Consider the following 16,659-nt stretch of genomic DNA (forward strand, 5'->3'; position numbering starts at 1 on the left):
AGAATCAATCGCATTATCAAAAAGGGCGGAAAAATGAAGAATTTCGTGCGGTCGCGGCTTCTGGCGGGGATTGCCCTCGCGGCAGTCGGGACGATCGGAATCGCGGCTCCGGCGATGGCGCAGGATGCGGAGCAGGAAGCGGCGAAGGCGAACCCGGTGATCACCGTCACCGCGACGCGCATCCCCGTCTCGACCCTCGACGCACCGGCGACCGTCAGTGTCATCACCTCCGAGCAGATCGCCGACGAGCTGGCGACCGACATCAAGGATCTGGTCCGTTTCGAACCGGGCGTCAGCGTCCCCCGCTCCCCCGCCCGCTTCGGCGCTGCGCTGGGCTCGACCGGCCGCGCGGGCAATGAAGGCTTCGTGATCCGCGGCATCGGCGGCAACCGCGTGCTGATCCAGGTCGATGGCGTGCGCGTGCCCGATGGCTTCGCATTCGGCGCGCAGTCGGCCGGCCGTGGCGACTATGTCGACGTCGGTCTGGTCAAGTCGGTCGAGATTCTGCGCGGCCCGGCCTCGGCGCTGTATGGCAGCGACGGTCTGGCCGGCGCGGTGAGCTTCGTCACCGCCGACCCCTCGGACTTCCTGAAGAACGGCAACAACATCGGCGGCCTCGTCCGCGCCTCGTACAACTCGGCCGACAACGAGTTTGCCGAAACCGCAATCCTCGCCGCGCGCTCGGGCGACTGGTCGATCATGGGCGCCTATACCCGCCGCGATTTCAACGAACTCGAAAATCAGGGCACCGTCGGCGGCACCGGCTCGCTACGCACCATCGCCAATCCGGCGGATGGCCGCTCCAACGCCGCCTTTGGCCGGATCGTGTACGAGCCCGCCGGCGGCCACAAGATCCGCCTGACCGGCGAGTATCTCGACACCTATCTCTTCACCGACGTGCTCAGCGGCCGCAGCGCGACCGTCGATCTGGTGCAGGGCAAGGACACCGGCAAGCGCGCGCGGATCGCAGGCGACTGGACCTGGCAGGGCGAAGGCACGATCGATTATGCCCGCCTCGGCGTCTATTGGCAGGATGCTGACGATCGCCAGTTCACCGACGAGGATCGCACGCCTGCGGTCGATCGCGAACGCCTCAACACCTTCGAGAACCGCGTCTATGGCGCGGCGGGCGAAGTGCGCGGCAGCGTGGGCGAGACGGTGAAGTTCGCGGTGGGCGGCGATATCAGCTTCACGCGCCAGAGCGGCCTGCGCGACGGCGTCGTCCCGCCAGCGGGCGAAGTCTATCCGACCCGCGCCTTCCCCGAGACCGATTTCATGCTGGCGGGCGTATTCGCTTCTGCCGAATTCACGTTCGGCCCGCTGACGCTCTACCCGGCGCTGCGCTTCGACGCGTACGACCTGAAACCCGAAAACGATCCGCTGCTGCCGACCTTCGCCGGTGCGGACCAGAGCGGCTCGCGAGTCTCGCCCAAGATCGGCGCCGTCGTCCGGCTGGGCGACAATGTCCGCGTGTTCGGCAACTTCTCGCAGGGGTTCAAGGCGCCGGCGCCGAGCCAGGTGAATAATTTCTTCGAGAATCTGGTCGGTCCGTTCGCTTATTACCGCTCGGTTCCCAACCCGAACCTGCGCCCGGAAACGAGCCGCAGCTTCGAGGGTGGCCTGCGCTTCGCGAGCGACAATGTCAGCTTCACCTTCACCGGCTTCCATTCGGAATATGACAATTTCATCGAGCAGATCGAAACCACCGGCCTGCCGACCTCGACTCTCGCCAATCCGTGGATCTATCAGTGGGTGAACCTGGCCGGCGCGGAGCTGACCGGCGTGGAAGCCAGCGCGGAAGTGCGCCCGGCGGCGGGCGTGTCGACTCGACTGAGCCTGTCCTATGTCGAGGGTGACGGTATCAACGGCGCGGGCGTTAAGACCCCGCTCCAGTCGATCGATCCGTTCCGCGCGGTGTTCAGCCTGGGCTATGACGATCCGGGCAACCGCTTCGGCGCGCGCGCAGTCGTGACCTATAGCGGCGAGAAGAAGGACGCCGATACGCTGGGTTCGGGCTGCTATGCCACGCTCGCCGCGACGCCGACCTGCTTCACCGGCGGGGACTATGTCACGCTGGACCTGACCGCCTATGTGCGGATCGTGCCGAGCGTGACGCTTCGCGCCGGCCTGTTCAACCTGACCGACCGCAAATACTGGCAGTGGCAGGATATCCGCGGCCTTTCGGACACATCGACCGTCAAGGACGCCTATTCGCAGCCGGGCCGCAACGGCAGCGTTTCGCTGAGCTATCGTTTCTGAGGGACACGAAGATGAGCAAGTATATCCTTCGCGCGGCCCTGCTCGCGCTCGCCGCCATCCCTGCCGTCGCGGTTCCGGCCGTCGCGCAGACGACGCAAGCCTCGGCATTCGAGGCGGACCGCGCCGACATCCTGGCGATGGCGGGCAACTACAAGGTCCGTTTCGACATGCGGGAATCGACCTCGTGGCGTTCGGACTACACCCCGATCGAGTCCAAGATCTCGGGCGGGTACGAAAGCGTCCGCGTGATCGAGAACAGCGGCAAGCGTATCTCGCTCCAGCATCTGCTGGTGGTCGATGCCGGCGGCACGACGATGGTGATCAAGCATTGGCGGCAGGACTGGGAATATGAACCTGCTCGCATCCTCGTCTATTCGGGGCCGGACAGCTGGACCTGGCGCGCCACCACCGCAGCCGAGCGCAAAGGCAAATGGTCGCAGACCGTGTGGCAGGTGGACGACAGCCCGCGCTATGGCGGCCTGGGCGCATGGACGACCGTGGCGGGCCTGCGCCGCTGGGAATCCGACGCGACCTGGCGCCCCCTGGCTCGTCGCGACGCGGTGCGCGGGCCGGTCTATGATCGTTATTACTCGGTCAACCGCCACCAGAGTTCGCCAACCGGCTGGATCCACTGGCAGGACAATATCAAGATGGGCGAGTTCGACGGCGCGCTGAAGCCCGTCGTGCAGGAATATGTCCTCAACACCTATGGCCGGTTCGATGGCTATCCGGTGAAGGCCGCCGACGATTATTGGGAAGCGACCAAGGGCTATTGGGCCGCGATCCGCACCGAATGGGACCGCATCGCCACCACCAAGAACGGCATTCGCATCACCGAAGCCGCCGAAGCCGGCACGGTGATCGCCAGCCGCCTGCTGGAGATTGCGGACGACATCCAGAAGGGCAAGATCACCGAAGCCGATGGCATCAAGACCGCCCGCGCGCTGATGGATCAGGCAACCCGCGCCGCCGGACAGTAACGCACGAGACCCTCACTATTCCGCCACGCCGGGCTCGTGCCGGCCCCGCCGCACCTTATTTCATGGGAGGTGCGGCGGATCCCGGATCAAGTTCGGGGTGGTGGAAGCTTTTTGCGGGGATGGAGACAGGGAATTTTATCTCCCTGCGCACGCGCTTCGCCGCAGGGTGTAGTTCAGATCCTTCGATCGCGTGAATTTATTCTTCAGCACGATACTACGCGCACGGCATATCGATGCCTGATGAATTCTATTCTCAGCAGATGAGATATAATTCTCAAGCGTGATCAATACAATCTGAACTGCAAGGTCACGAGCATCCACAGCCTTTATATACATGATCGGCATATTTATGCCGAACACAAATTTGTAACTTAAACTCAATTCATACATGTCTTCAGAAGATTTATCGCCAATCGATACATAGGAAACATATTCACGTTCCCACAGTGATTTCTTGCTTTTCTTGTAGTTGTAAACGGGATTGATATCCACATAGCTCGCGATCGGCTGCTCGATCGCTCCGATCTGATCCGCAAAACCGCTGATTTCCCGTGCATAGCCGATCTTGACCGTAGGCTTAGCGCCGGCCGGTCCGATCCCTCCGCCCGCGAGTGCCACAAGGGCCGCGGCGCAAATAAACAGCTCGGATGACCGCATCCTCATTCACCTTTGTCCGCTGCCGCGGGTTGCGGCTGATCCTCAGACAGGAACTGGTCCTGCGCACAATCGCATTGCGCGGCCTCCCCCAGATCGAGATCCCTCAGCTTTCCGGTTTTGAAATCCTGATAGCGGATCGAGAAGCGATAATTGCACGGGACACCGGTACCGCGATCCGGCGGGTCGAAATCGGAAGCCTCGCCCAATTCCGGACTGAAAAACGTCATCCCGACCACCTGGGACGCCCCCTTGCCAATGATCGCATCGCGATGATTGATCCGCAGCTGGCGTGTTTGAGGCGGGCCGCCAAGGCCAGTCGCCGTCACCGTTCCCCCCTCGATCGTAACCGTTCTCCGGCCGCGATTGGTGACACCGAGAAGCGCTTGATCGCGATAGCAGGTGAACCCTACAGCCACGGGATCGGAGTTCGCCATCAGATCCGTTTCCGGCAGCTTGTCGATCACGAACACAATCACCACCAGCACGCTGGCGAACAGTGCGTTCAACAGCGTGATATAGCCCACGCTCGATTTCGAACGCATGAAATGGCGCTGGAACAATTCGCATTCCGTGCAGAATTTCGCGTTAGGCGTGAGACTTGCCGCGCAATGCATGCATTCGCGCGCTTGCGGTTGCTCAACCGGCGCGGCCCCCGCTACCGGCTCGACATCCGCGGGAATGCCGCTCGCCACCGCTCAACGTCCCGGCGCAGCGCTTGCCAGCGGAACCTCCCGCTCGCGCACGACGAGCGTATAGGGCCCGACGTCGCGCAACGGCGAAACCAGCACCCGCAGAACGCCATTGTCGCGGATCGTCAGATCGAGCACCGAATTGCGGCGGGCGAGCCCGCACGACGCGACCTGATCGCCTGGCAGATCATCCGCCTGCGCCAGCAAGCGATCGCCGATCGCCGTCGAGCCGAGCAACTGGATCATGGCGTCGAGACTGTCGGCGCCGCATAATTCCAGCCGCAACGCCTGCCCGCGGCGTACCGGGAGGCTCCATTCCTGATAGAGCCGCTGCGGGTCCTCACCGAAATCGCCGTTGGTTTGCGGATCGGCGAAAGTAAATTCTCCGGCTTTCGTTTCCCCGACCCGCAGCGCCCGCGCAGTCTGCGGCGCAACGCTCCAGAGTTTCGCTCCCAGCCTGTAGCTCGTTCCAGGGCGGCGTTCCGATTGCCGGACGACCAGAATATAGTCACCGGCACCGGGCAGGATCGTCATCGCCCGAGCAGCGGTCGCGGTGCGTCGCTTGGCCGGCAGTTCCAACTCAATTCCGGGCTGGTCCGCCCGGTGCAATTCCAGCTCAGGCAAGCTGGGCGGCTCGCTGCCAATCTTGACCGAAGGCAGGGCCGCAATGTCCAGAACGATGCGCTGCCCGGCCTCGGCGCGAAATGCATAGCGCTGGACCAGGCCCGCATCATCATCCGCCTCGTCGCGTTCGGCAAAGGTCCCGGTCATCGACTCGGTCATATCCAGGGGCTTTGGCGGCGGCAGCGCTCGCCGTTCCTCATTGGCCACGCTCAGGCGGAAGCGGGCCCGGCCAGCCTTCTCATCCAGCATGAACACCGCATCGACCGCGATGACGAAGTCGCCGCCGTTCGCCGAGGTAAAGCGAATGCGCGAACTGAGCGAATCCCCGAAATCGTCATTCTCGGCAATGTCGAAGCGCCTGCCGTTACGGATCTCGTACACCCGCAGCGTCGGATCGAAATCATTGCTTTCGAGATCGATCCTGATCGATGCTTCCGGCTGCAGCGTCAGGGCGAACTCGCCCGTCTTCCACCCGGTGCCGGCGGCATTCGGCACAAGATCACTTTCGCGAACCGTCCCGATTACCAGCGAGGTATCGGAAGCGGACTGTGCAAAGGCAGGTAATATCCCGACAGATCCACATTGCGCCGAAATGAAAGCCAGTACGAGTGCAGCATAACGTCTGGTCATCGCCATCCCCCCACAGGATATTTCGGCAATACACTCGCTCCGACTTGGAGTCATGAAACAATAGAACCGAAATCGACTTATATTCGAAACGAGATTGCTTGGCGCAGGATTCGCATTTTCGCGAGAGTCTTCGAAAGACTGCGCGCGGTGCCCGCCCCGGGCCGCGCGAGTTGACTTCCCCGTCAATCCCGCTATGTGCGCGCCTCCTCCTTTCGGGGAGGGAACCGTCCGAGACAGCAAGTGACCGGAATCTGCCGGTCTTGATTTCTTGCCAAGACGGGGACTGATTTTTACCGGCCCTTCGCCCCGCGCGAAGCATCCGGGTCCAGCCAGAGGTTTCTCTGGCCACGACGATCGTGCCCCTCGGACATTTTGTAACCGCGGCTCTCTTTCGGGAGCGCCGCTAACGAGGAGACCGGCATGGATCGTTCCCAAAAGGCCGAAGCCGTTGCCGCGCTGAACAGCACCTTCAAGGAAGTTGCAGTGGTGGTCGTCACCCGCAACCTCGGGATGACCGTCGCACAGTCGACGCAACTCCGCACGAAGATGCGCGAAGCCGGTGCGAGCTACAAGGTCTCGAAGAACAAGCTGGCCAAGATCGCGCTCGACGGCACCGATTACGCAGGTATTTCCGACCTGCTGACCGGCCCGACGGCGCTCGCTACCTCCGCCGATCCCGTGGCAGCTGCCAAGGTGGTCGTGGAGTTCGCCAAGACGAACGACAAGCTCGAAATCGTCGGCGGCTCCATGGGGACTACGGTCCTCGACGTGGAAGGCGTGAAGGCGCTCGCACAGCTGCCGTCGCTCGACGAACTGCGTGGCAAGATCGTGGGCCTGCTGGTTGCTCCGGCAACCAAGCTCGCGACCATCACGCAGGCGCCTGCGGCACAGATCGCGCGCGTGCTTTCGGCACATGCGGAAAAGCAGGCCGCCTAAGGCCCGCTTCGAGACTAATTTTACCCAAACCTTTTGATTTGACTGGAGTTATATCATGGCTGACCTGAACAAGATCGTCGACGACCTTTCGGCTCTGACCGTCCTCGAAGCTGCTGAGCTTTCGAAGCTGCTCGAAGAGAAGTGGGGCGTTTCGGCTGCCGCTGCTGTTGCAGTTGCTGGCCCGGCCGGCGGCGGCGCCGCTGCACCGGCTGCTGAAGAGCAGACCGAATTCGACGTGATCCTCGTCAACGACGGTGGCAAGAAGATCAACGTCATCAAGGAAGTCCGCGCGATCACCGGCCTGGGCCTGACCGAAGCCAAGACCCTGGTCGAGGAAGCTCCGAAGGCCGTCAAGGAAGGCGTCAACAAGGACGACGCCGCCAAGATCAAGGCACAGCTGGAAGCCGCTGGCGCGACCGTCGAGGTCAAGTAAGCCGCTTCTGTCTAGGCAGATCGACTATAGGAAAGGGCGGTCCGGCAACGGGCCGCCCTTTTCGTTTTTGAATGCCCCGCCAGAGGGAGGATTTGGGGTCAGGCAGCCACGGCCTTTTTCGCGAAATAGCGGCTGGCGGCGAGTGGGCCGGTTACCGGGCCGCCGCGATCGAGCCAGACTGGGCCGAGCTTGCCGCCCTGTCCCTGCGCCCCGATCATGAAGTCCGCGCCGTGCTGGCGGATGCTGAGGCCGCCGTTCCAGCGCAGATCGACCAGCACCACCGGCACGAACATCGGCCGCCCGCCGACCTCGACGACATGGAAACGCTCGCGCGGAAGCGTGAGCTGGCCGGATATGCGCCCGCCCTGCCCCGCCGGAAGCTCGAACGGGCCCTGCGCCATGCCGACCGGCGGCATCGCGTGGAAACCGGCGATCTGGCCATCCTGATCCGGACTGGCGCTCATCATCGCCACGATCATGCGGACGCCACCGGCCTGCTGCGCGGCCGTCAGGATCAATTCGAAATCGAGCACCGCGCCTTCGCGGACCAGTTCCATCCGTACCGGGCGGAAATCGACTGCGATGGGCTCCACCGGTGCCGCGCCCCGGCCGGGCGAAAGGCGCGGCGGCGGCGATGCGGGCATGGGGGCTGGTGGAGGCGACGCCGCCGGGACCGGAGCAGGAGGCGGCTGCCGGACGGGTGGCACCGCGACCGGCTCCGCAACCTCTTCCGTCTCCGCACGCTGCCGGCGGCCGAGCAGCCAGCCCGCGAACCCGATTCCACCCGCCGCAAGCGCGCCGATCGCGAGCCACAGCCAAGGGACGCCGCCCGGCTCCACAGGCGCGGGAAGCGGTGTGGCGGCGGGAGATGCGAACGGCGCAGGCTGAGCGGTTGGGAGCGGCGTCGGGGATTCAGCCGCCTGACTGGCGGCAGGATTCGGAGTGGCCGCTGCCGCCGGAGCGGACGCCGCCGGCGTCGGGCGCGGCGCAGGCGTAGGCGTGGCTCGTGCAGGCGTCGCTGCGGGACGCAGTGTCGGAGTGGTGGCGGTCACCGGCGGCGGCGTCACGCTGGGCGTAGGCGTCGGAGCAGGCGCGGGCTGGCCGCCCGATCCGGGCAGGCTGAATCGTTCGGTGCCCGGCAACGTGATGACCGAAGGCGCGCGGCTCGGCGCGGGCGTCGGGGCGGGCGTGGGCGCCGGGGTTTCCTGCGCCCAGGCCAAGGGCGCGAGCGCGACGCATGCCGCCCCCGTCAGGCCCCCGATCCATGTGCTCCCTGATCTCACGATTACAGACGTAGGCAGCCCAACCTGAACAATGGCTGCAAGCCCCGCTCGGTTCGCCGCGCGCAGCTTCCCGTTCGCCGACAAGCGGGCTAGGAGAGCCGCGACCCGGGGGATTTTCCGCACGTGAACGGCGTACAGAGCGAGCAACGCAGCGGATATATCCCGGCGATCGACGGGCTGCGCGCGATCGCGGTGGTGTCGGTGGTGCTCTATCACCTCTGGCCCGCCGCGCTGCCGGGCGGGTTCACCGGCGTCGACATCTTCTTCGTGATCTCGGGCTTCGTCGTGACCGGATCGCTGGCGGGACGATCCTTCGCCACGCGCCGCGAGCTGCTTGCCTTCTTCTATGCCCGCCGCCTCGTGCGGATCATGCCAGCGCTGATCGCGATGCTGCTGGCGGTGGTGCTGGCGACGCAATTGTTCGTTCCCGACGCATGGCTGAGCCGCAGCGTGATGCAGACCGGCGTGTCGGCGTTCGCCGGCCTGAGCAACATCGTGCTGGGGCTGGATTCCGACACCTATTTCGGGCCGCAGGCGGCGTATAATCCGTTCACCCATAGCTGGTCGCTGGGCGTGGAGGAGCAATTCTACCTGCTCTTCCCCTTCCTGATATGGGGCCATCTGCGCGGGCGGCGCAGCGCGTTCCGGCTGGTCGCGGGGCTGACGATCGCCAGCCTGGTCCTGTGCGCGGTTCTGTCCCAGTTGCAGCCTCGCCTTGCCTTCTACCTGATGCCCTCGCGCTTCTGGGAATTGGGACTGGGCATGTTGCTGAGCCTGTCGATGGGGCGATGGCGGCCTTGGGTGGCCGCGCGCGGATGGATCGTCCTGCCCGCCCTCGCGGCGATCGCGGCGGGGTTCGCCCTGCCCTATGCCGCCAGCTTCCCCTTTCCCGTCGCGCTGCTGCCCGTGCTGGGCACCGCGGCGCTGATCGCGCTGGTCTGCGCGCGGCCCGCGTCGTTCGCCGCTCGCGCGCTGGAGACGCGGCCGATGGTGACGATCGGCAAGCTCTCCTACTCGCTCTATCTATGGCACTGGCCGGTGTTCGTGCTGTTCCGCTGGACCAGCGGGCTGGACACCTTGCCGCTGCAATTCGCCGCGCTGGCGCTGTCGATCGGGCTGAGCGTCGCGTCGTACCTGCTGGTCGAGCAGCCGCTGCGGACCAGCACGACGCTCGCCGCACTGCCCCGGACCCGCGTGGTGAAGCGGATGCTGTCCGCGACGCTTGTCGCGATGCTGGCGGGAACGGCGATGTTCCTGCTGCACGACCGGATCACGCTGAGCGTCACCGGCGATCGCGCGGACTGGTATGCCGAGAGCGGGCGCGCCGTCCCGGCCGCGAAATGCCGGGTGCGCGAGGACGTGACGAGCTTCCACGGCGGCAAGGTCACCAGCTGGACGCCCGCAGGATGTCCGCCGGCGGGATTCACCCTGTTCGCGATCGGGGATTCGCATAACCTTGCCTATGCGCCGGACTATGCGCGGCTGGCGGCCGAGCAAGGCGTGACGGTGCGGGCGTGGTTCAAGGCGGGGTGTCCGTTCCTCAAGCTGAACGAAGCGATCCCGCAGCATGGATCGTGCGGGAACTATGAAGCCGCGCTGATCGCGGAGATCGGCAAGACGGCGCGCAACGGCGACGTGATCTTCCTGCCCGGGCTGCGCATCATGCGGATCGCGAACCAGTTCGACGATCCCGGCACGCACAATCCGCCCGCGGCATCGGTATTGCCCGAAACGCTGGTAAAGGCGCGCGAAGTTCTGGCCGGGCTTAGCGCCGGCGGCGGCCGCGTGCTGTTCGAAGCGCCCAAGCCGATCTTCCCGGCCCCGCCCTTCCGCTGCTCGGACTGGTTCAACCGGAGCAACCCGATGTGCCGCGCGGGACTGAGCATGGCCCGCGCGGAGCTGGAGGTGCGGCGCGCGCCGGTGCTGGGCCCGATGCGCGCGCTGGGCGAGCGGGTGTGGGATCCCTTCCCGGTCCTGTGCCCCGGCGCGGTGTGCGAAGCGGTGCCCGGCGGGCGGCCGCTATTCTTCGACGGCGATCACCTAAGTGGGCATGGCAACGACCTGCTCTATCCCCACCTGCGCGACGCGATCCTCGACGCTCGAAAGTAAAAAGACCCGCCCCTCGCGAACGAGAGGCGGGCCAAGGGTGTGACAGGTTCAGGGATCAGGCGTGCGCCGGAGTCCCGTGGAGTTCGGCCGCGACATTGTGATGCATCTCGCGGTCGCCGGTCGCGATCGGCTCCAGGCCGTCGCCTTCGTTCCACAGGCCGACCCGGAACGTGGCCGAGGTACGGCCCTCGCTGCCGTCCGCCATCGTATAGCGGGCGTCGGCGACGACGACGGGAGTGAACTCCTCGCCAAGACCATCCTTGCGCAGCGCCAGCGTGGCGTCGACGCGGGTGCCGCGACCGGCCGGAATGGTGACCGGCGGCACGGAGCTTTCCGGACGCTCGAGCAGCATGTTCTCCATCTCGCTCGCTTCGCGCTCGGAAAGCAGGAAGGTCGAGATGCGGACATCCTTCGCATCGATGTCACCGGCATTGGCGACGGTCAGCTCGATATCGACCAGCGCCTCGTCCGAGCTGGTGCCGGCGCGAACCGGACGCATTCCGAATTCGAGCCACGGACGCTTTGCGACCGGAGCCGCCGACGTCAGGCCGGCCACGTCGTCGGCGTCGGCACGGACGATCTCCGCATCCTCCGCAGCGTCCGCCTGCGCGGCGACCACGGCAGGCGCCGCATGGATTGCGGGCGGGATCGACTCCGCCAGGCCCAGTTCCTCACGATATTCCTCGCGTGCCGCACGGGCCGCGATCAGTTCGGGGTCGCCAGCATAGTCCTCCGAGGCGACATAGGGTTCTTCATAATAGACTTCCTCTTCCTCGCGACGACGGCGGAGGAGAAGGAAAGCGAGTGCGGCGAGCACGATCAGCGCGCCACCGGCCAGCCACGGCCACAAAGCAGCCTGGGTCGGCGCAGCTTCGCTCGTCTGTGCGTCGATCTCACTGGTCTGCACAGTGGTCGGCGCGACTTCGGTCACCGGCGGCGGGGCGGTCGCTTCGACCGGAACAGGAGCGGCTTCCGCTGGAGCCGCCGGTTCGGGCGCCGCGGCCGCCGGAGCGGCGGGCGCGGTGCTGGTCGTCGTCTGACGCGTCACGGTCGTGCGCGGCTGGGTACGAGCCTGCGTCCGCGTCGTGGTCGTCGTGCGCGTTTCCGCGCGGGCCGGAGCCGGCTCGGGCGTCGCGGGAACCTGCTGGACCTGCGGCGCGGCGGGCGCGAACTGGATTGTCGGCGCGGGTGCCGGCGCCGGGGTTGCCGGCGTCGTGCTCACCACCGGCGGCGGGGTGACAGTCTGGGTTGGCGCGTCCTGAGCGAACGCGGGGGTTGCGAGGAGCGCGGCACCGATAAACAGCGCGGCGCGGGGGCTAAGCTTTACGGGTCTCTTCATCATGACGGAGGTTAAATGAATGGAACCCGGGACAGGCTCCCGGTCACTACGGTGAATCGAGACCAAAGAACGACGAGACGATAATTTCGTGACACAAAGGCCACAATGGAACCGATGGTTGTTTCGAGTGTTCAATGAGTCCCTCGCGCGCGCGTCGAATAATATTGAATCGTCGCCACGCGATGACGGCTTCATCTCACCTTTACTCCCCGGATACTTCTCCCGCTTTCTCCGGCGGTCGCCGGCCTGTCCGCAGCCTCGCGCATGGTTTGACAGAATCCAACACGCTTCCTATATGCGCACTCACACCACAGCTCCGGGAAATGACGCGCCGTCGCGCAGCGTGTCGATCGAATGGGAGTTGCGGTATCTGTAAGGACGCTGGAGCTGCCGAATTCCTCAGGGAAGTCGCGCGGCTTTTTCGCGTCCCTTCGCACGTCCCGGCCCCGGAAAAGGGGCACCGAAATTACCCCTCTGCTCCGGCAGGGGCAAACTTACGGCTGACGAGGCAAAACACACATGGCAACCAAGGCGACCGACGGCGGCACTCTGAAGCGCCGCATCCGCAAGGTCTTCGGCGACATCCACGAAGTGGTGCAGATGCCGAACCTGATCGAGGTTCAGCGCGAATCCTACGAACAGTTCCTGCGCAGCGATCCCTCGATCGGCTATGTGTCGGGCCTGGAAAAGACCCTGCGCTCGGTCTTCCCGATCCGGGACTTCGCTGGCACCGCCGAGCTCGACTTCGTGACCTACGAACTCGAAAATCCGAAGTTCGACGTGGAAGAATGCCGTCAGCGCGGTATCACCTATGCAGCGCCGATGCGCGTTACCCTTCGCCTGATCGTGTTCGAGGTGGATCCCGATACGGAAGCCCGCTCGGTCCTCGATATCAAGGAGCAGGACGTTTACATGGGCGACATGCCGCTCATGACCTCGAACGGCACCTTCTTCATCAACGGCACCGAACGCGTCATCGTGTCGCAGATGCACCGCTCGCCGGGCGTGCTGTTCGACCATGACCGCGGCAAGACCCATGCCTCGGGCAAGTATCTCTTCGCTGCGCGCGTGATCCCGTATCGCGGTTCGTGGCTGGACTTCGAGTTCGACGCCAAGGACATCGTCAACGTCCGTATCGACCGTAAGCGCAAGCTGCCGGTGACGACCCTGCTCTATGCGCTCGGCCTGAACTCGGAAGAGATCCTCAACTATTTCTACAACCGCGTGACCTATGTCCGCGGCCCGAACGGCTGGCAGATTCCGTTCGACCCCGCCAACTGGCGCGGTGCGAAGCCGATGTTCGACATCGTCGACGCGAAGTCGGGCGAAGTGATCTTCGCCGCCGGCACCAAGATCAGCCCGCGCGCCGCCAACAAGGCGCAGAAGGACGGTCTCGAGACGCTGCTGATCCCGACCGAGGAAATCTTCAACCGCTACTCGGCGTTCGACCTGATCAACGAAACCACCGGCGAGATCTATATCGAAGCCGGTGACGAAGTTTCGGCCGAGAATCTCGAAAAGCTGGACAAGGCCGGTATCGATCGCGTTGAGCTGCTCGACATCGATCACATCTCGACCGGTCCGTGGATCCGCAACACCCTCGCCGCCGACAAGGCCGAGGAACGCGAGCAGGCGCTGAGCGACATCTATCGCGTCATGCGCCCCGGCGAACCGCCGACGCTCGAAACCGCGGAATCGCTGTTCGGCGGCCTGTTCTTCGATCCGGAGCGCTACGACCTGTCGGCCGTGGGTCGCGTCAAGCTGAACATGCGCCTCGAACTCGACGCGCCGGACACGATGACGACGCTGCGTGCCGAGGATATCCTCGCCGTGGTGAAGACCCTGGTCGACCTGAAGGACGGCAAGGGCGAAGTCGACGACATCGACAATCTCGGCAACCGCCGCGTGCGTTCGGTGGGCGAACTGCTGGAGAACCAGTACCGCGTCGGCCTGCTCCGCATGGAGCGCGCCGTGAAGGAGCGTATGTCGTCGGTCGACGTGTCGACCGTGATGCCGAACGACCTGATCAACGCGAAGCCGGCCGTGGCCGCGGTTCGCGAGTTCTTCGGTTCGTCGCAGCTCTCGCAGTTCATGGATCAGACCAACCCGCTGTCGGAAGTCACCCACAAGCGCCGCGTTTCGGCACTTGGACCGGGTGGTCTTACCCGTGAGCGCGCGGGCTTCGAAGTCCGCGACGTTCACCCGACCCATTATGGCCGCATCTGCCCGATCGAAACGCCGGAAGGCCCGAACATCGGTCTGATCAACTCGCTCGCGACCTTCAGCCGCGTCAACAAGTATGGCTTCATCGAGACGCCGTACCGCAAGGTCGTGGACCACAAGGTCACCGACGACGTCGTCTATCTGTCGGCGATGGAAGAGGCCAAGCACACGATCGCGCAGGCGAACGCGGACCTCGACGCCACCAAGGGCTTCACCGAAGACCTGGTCTCGTCGCGTCAGGCCGGTGAATTCCTGATGGCGATCCCGGACAACATCACCCTGATGGACGTGAGCCCCAAGCAGCTCGTGTCGGTCGCGGCGTCGCTGATCCCGTTCCTGGAAAACGACGACGCGAACCGCGCACTGATGGGCTCGAACATGCAGCGTCAGGCCGTGCCGCTGGTGAAGGCGGAAGCGCCCTTCGTCGGCACCGGCATGGAAGAAACCGTCGCCCGGGACTCGGGTGCGGCCATCGGCGCACGCCGTTCGGGCATCGTCGACCAGGTCGATGCGTCGCGCATTGTCATCCGCGCGACCGGCGACGTGTCGGCGGAAGAAAGCGGCGTGGACATCTACACGCTGATGAAGTTCCAGCGCTCGAACCAGTCGACCTGCATCAACCAGCGTCCGCTGGTGAAGGTCGGCGAGACGGTCAACGCCGGCGACATCATCGCCGACGGCCCGTCGACCGAGTTCGGCGAGCTGGCGCTGGGCCGCAACGCGCTCGTCGCGTTCATGCCCTGGAACGGCTACAACTATGAGGATTCGATCCTCATCAGCGAGCGGATCGTGAAGGACGACGTGTTCACGTCGATCCATATCGACGAGTTCGAAGTGATGGCCCGCGATACCAAGCTGGGGCCGGAGGACATCACCCGCGACATCCCGAATGTCGGCGAGGAAGCGCTGCGCAACCTCGACGAGGCGGGCATCGTCTATATCGGCGCCGAAGTGGAGCCGGGCGACATCCTGGTCGGCAAGATCACCCCCAAGGGTGAATCGCCGATGACCCCGGAAGAGAAGCTGCTTCGCGCGATCTTCGGCGAAAAGGCTTCGGACGTTCGCGACACCTCGCTCCGTCTGCCGCCGGGCGTGTCGGGCACGATCGTTGACGTTCGCGTCTTCAATCGTCACGGCATCGACAAGGACGAGCGCGCGATGGCGATCGAGCGCGAAGAGATCGAGCGCCTGAAGAAGGACTCGGACGACGAGCGCAACATCCTGAACCGCGCGACCTGGTCGCGTCTTCGCGAGATGCTGGTCGGTCAGGTCGCAACCGCGACGCCGAAGGGTCTCAAGAAGGGCGCCGAGATCGATCAGGACCTGCTCGACAGCGTCGATCGTCACGAATGGTGGAAGTTCGCCGTCGCCGACGACAAGGTGCAGGGCGACCTCGAAGCCGTTCGCGCCCAGTATGACGAAGCGGTCAAGCGCATCACGGACAAGTTCCATGATCGCCGCGAGAAGCTGGAGCGTGGCGACGAGCTGCCGCCGGGCGTGCTGAAGATGGTCAAGGTGTTCGTCGCGGTGAAGCGAAAGCTGCAGCCGGGCGACAAGATGGCCGGCCGTCACGGCAACAAGGGCGTCATCTCGCGCATCCTGCCGGCGGAGGACATGCCGTTCCTCGCCGACGGTACGCCGGTGGATCTCGTGCTGAACCCGCTGGGCGTGCCTTCGCGCATGAACGTCGGTCAGATCTTCGAAACCCATCTCGGCTGGGCTGCCCGCAACCTGGGTATGCAGGTGACGCAGGCGCTCGAGGACTGGCGCGAAGCCAATCCGGACGCACAGCCCGGCGCGATGCCGGAAGCGGTCCGCGATCGTCTGAAGGAGATCTATGGCGATCATTACGCCGCCGAGATCGACGCCCGTGACGCGAGCCAGATCATCGAACTGGCGAACAACACGAAGACCGGCATTCCGATGGGCACCCCGGTGTTCGACGGCGCGCGCGAAGCCGACGTGTCCGACATGCTCTCGCTGGCAGGCCTCGATACGTCGGGCCAGTCGACGCTGTATGACGGCCGCACCGGCGATGCGTTCGATCGCAAGGTGACCGTGGGCATCATCTACATGCTGAAGCTCCACCACCTCGTGGACGACAAGATCCACGCGCGTTCGATCGGGCCTTACTCGCTCGTCACCCAGCAACCGCTGGGCGGTAAGGCGCAGTTCGGCGGACAGCGCTTCGGTGAAATGGAGGTCTGGGCACTGCAGGCGTACGGCGCGGCCTATACGCTGCAGGAAATGCTGACGGTGAAGTCGGACGACGTGGTCGGCCGCACCAAGGTCTATGAAGCGATCGTCAAGGGCGACGACACCTTCGAGGCCGGCATCCCGGAGAGCTTCAACGTGCTCGTCAAGGAAATGCGCTCGCTGGGCCTTAACGTCGAACTCAAGGCCAACGAGCCGGAAGTCGATGTCGACGGCGTCGCGATCGCAGCGGAGTAACGGGAGCGGGCGCTGCCTTCGGGTAGCGCCCTCCCCTCACCGCCCC

At 64.8% G+C, this 16,659-nt stretch carries 11 protein-coding genes; 6 read left to right on the forward strand and 5 right to left on the reverse strand.

All coding sequences use genetic code 11. The annotated features are described in order from the left end of the window. The first annotated feature begins 33 nt into the window (after window positions 1-33). Window positions 34-2,259 carry a TonB-dependent hemoglobin/transferrin/lactoferrin family receptor gene (locus HHL13_RS07460; RefSeq protein ID WP_169555078.1) on the forward strand — a complete coding sequence of 742 codons (2,226 nt, stop codon included), beginning with the start codon at window positions 34-36 and terminating at the stop codon, window positions 2,257-2,259. Window positions 2,260-2,270: 11 nt separating this feature from the next. Then, window positions 2,271-3,239 carry a DUF6607 family protein gene (locus HHL13_RS07465; RefSeq protein ID WP_169555079.1) on the forward strand — a complete coding sequence of 323 codons (969 nt, stop codon included), beginning with the start codon at window positions 2,271-2,273 and terminating at the stop codon, window positions 3,237-3,239. 135 nt (window positions 3,240-3,374) lie between these two features. Here the strand turns inward: HHL13_RS07465 and HHL13_RS07470 are convergent, their stop codons facing one another. Genes HHL13_RS07470 through HHL13_RS07480 form a run of 3 tightly spaced genes read right to left on the reverse strand, consistent with a single transcriptional unit; the run spans window position 3,375 to window position 5,839 of the window. Beyond that, entirely contained in the window at window positions 3,375-3,896 is a 522-nt protein-coding gene (locus HHL13_RS07470) for a hypothetical protein (protein WP_169555080.1), read from the reverse strand. 2 nt (window positions 3,897-3,898) lie between these two features. Further along, the gene (locus tag HHL13_RS07475; RefSeq protein WP_169555081.1) at window positions 3,899-4,588 is read right to left on the reverse strand and encodes a hypothetical protein; all 690 of its coding nucleotides are present in this window, start codon (window positions 4,586-4,588) and stop codon (window positions 3,899-3,901) included. 3 nt (window positions 4,589-4,591) lie between these two features. After that, the gene (locus HHL13_RS07480) at window positions 4,592-5,839 is read right to left on the reverse strand and encodes a hypothetical protein (RefSeq protein ID WP_169555082.1); all 1,248 of its coding nucleotides are present in this window, start codon (window positions 5,837-5,839) and stop codon (window positions 4,592-4,594) included. Window positions 5,840-6,259: 420 nt separating this feature from the next. Here HHL13_RS07480 and rplJ point away from each other — a divergent pair, with 420 nt between their 5' ends. Further along, entirely contained in the window at window positions 6,260-6,775 is a 516-nt protein-coding gene (gene rplJ / locus HHL13_RS07485; protein ID WP_169555083.1) for a 50S ribosomal protein L10, read from the forward strand. Between the two features lie 55 nt (window positions 6,776-6,830). Then, entirely contained in the window at window positions 6,831-7,208 is a 378-nt protein-coding gene (gene rplL, locus HHL13_RS07490) for a 50S ribosomal protein L7/L12 (RefSeq protein ID WP_169555084.1), read from the forward strand. A gap of 98 nt (window positions 7,209-7,306) precedes the next feature. On the opposite strand, the gene HHL13_RS07495 is transcribed toward rplL, so the two are convergent. Further along, window positions 7,307-7,801, reverse strand: coding sequence for a hypothetical protein (locus HHL13_RS07495; protein WP_169555085.1), 495 nt, complete (start codon window positions 7,799-7,801; stop codon window positions 7,307-7,309). Window positions 7,802-8,614: 813 nt separating this feature from the next. On the opposite strand from HHL13_RS07495, the gene HHL13_RS22830 reads away from it, so the two are divergent. Next, a complete protein-coding gene (locus HHL13_RS22830) occupies window positions 8,615-10,600 on the forward strand; it encodes an acyltransferase family protein (protein WP_169555086.1) in 1,986 nt (661 codons plus the stop codon). Window positions 10,601-10,655: 55 nt separating this feature from the next. Here the strand turns inward: HHL13_RS22830 and HHL13_RS07505 are convergent, their stop codons facing one another. Continuing rightward, on the reverse strand, window positions 10,656-11,939 hold the full coding sequence (locus HHL13_RS07505; protein ID WP_169555087.1) for a hypothetical protein: 1,284 nt from the start codon (window positions 11,937-11,939) through the stop codon (window positions 10,656-10,658). A 519-nt stretch (window positions 11,940-12,458) separates the two neighbouring features. Between HHL13_RS07505 and rpoB the strand changes: the two genes are divergently transcribed. After that, entirely contained in the window at window positions 12,459-16,613 is a 4,155-nt protein-coding gene (gene rpoB, locus HHL13_RS07510; RefSeq protein ID WP_169555088.1) for a DNA-directed RNA polymerase subunit beta, read from the forward strand. Window positions 16,614-16,659: the final 46 nt, after the last annotated feature.

The organism is Sphingomonas sp. G-3-2-10 (assembly GCF_012927115.1).
GTDB lineage: Bacteria > Pseudomonadota > Alphaproteobacteria > Sphingomonadales > Sphingomonadaceae > Sphingomonas.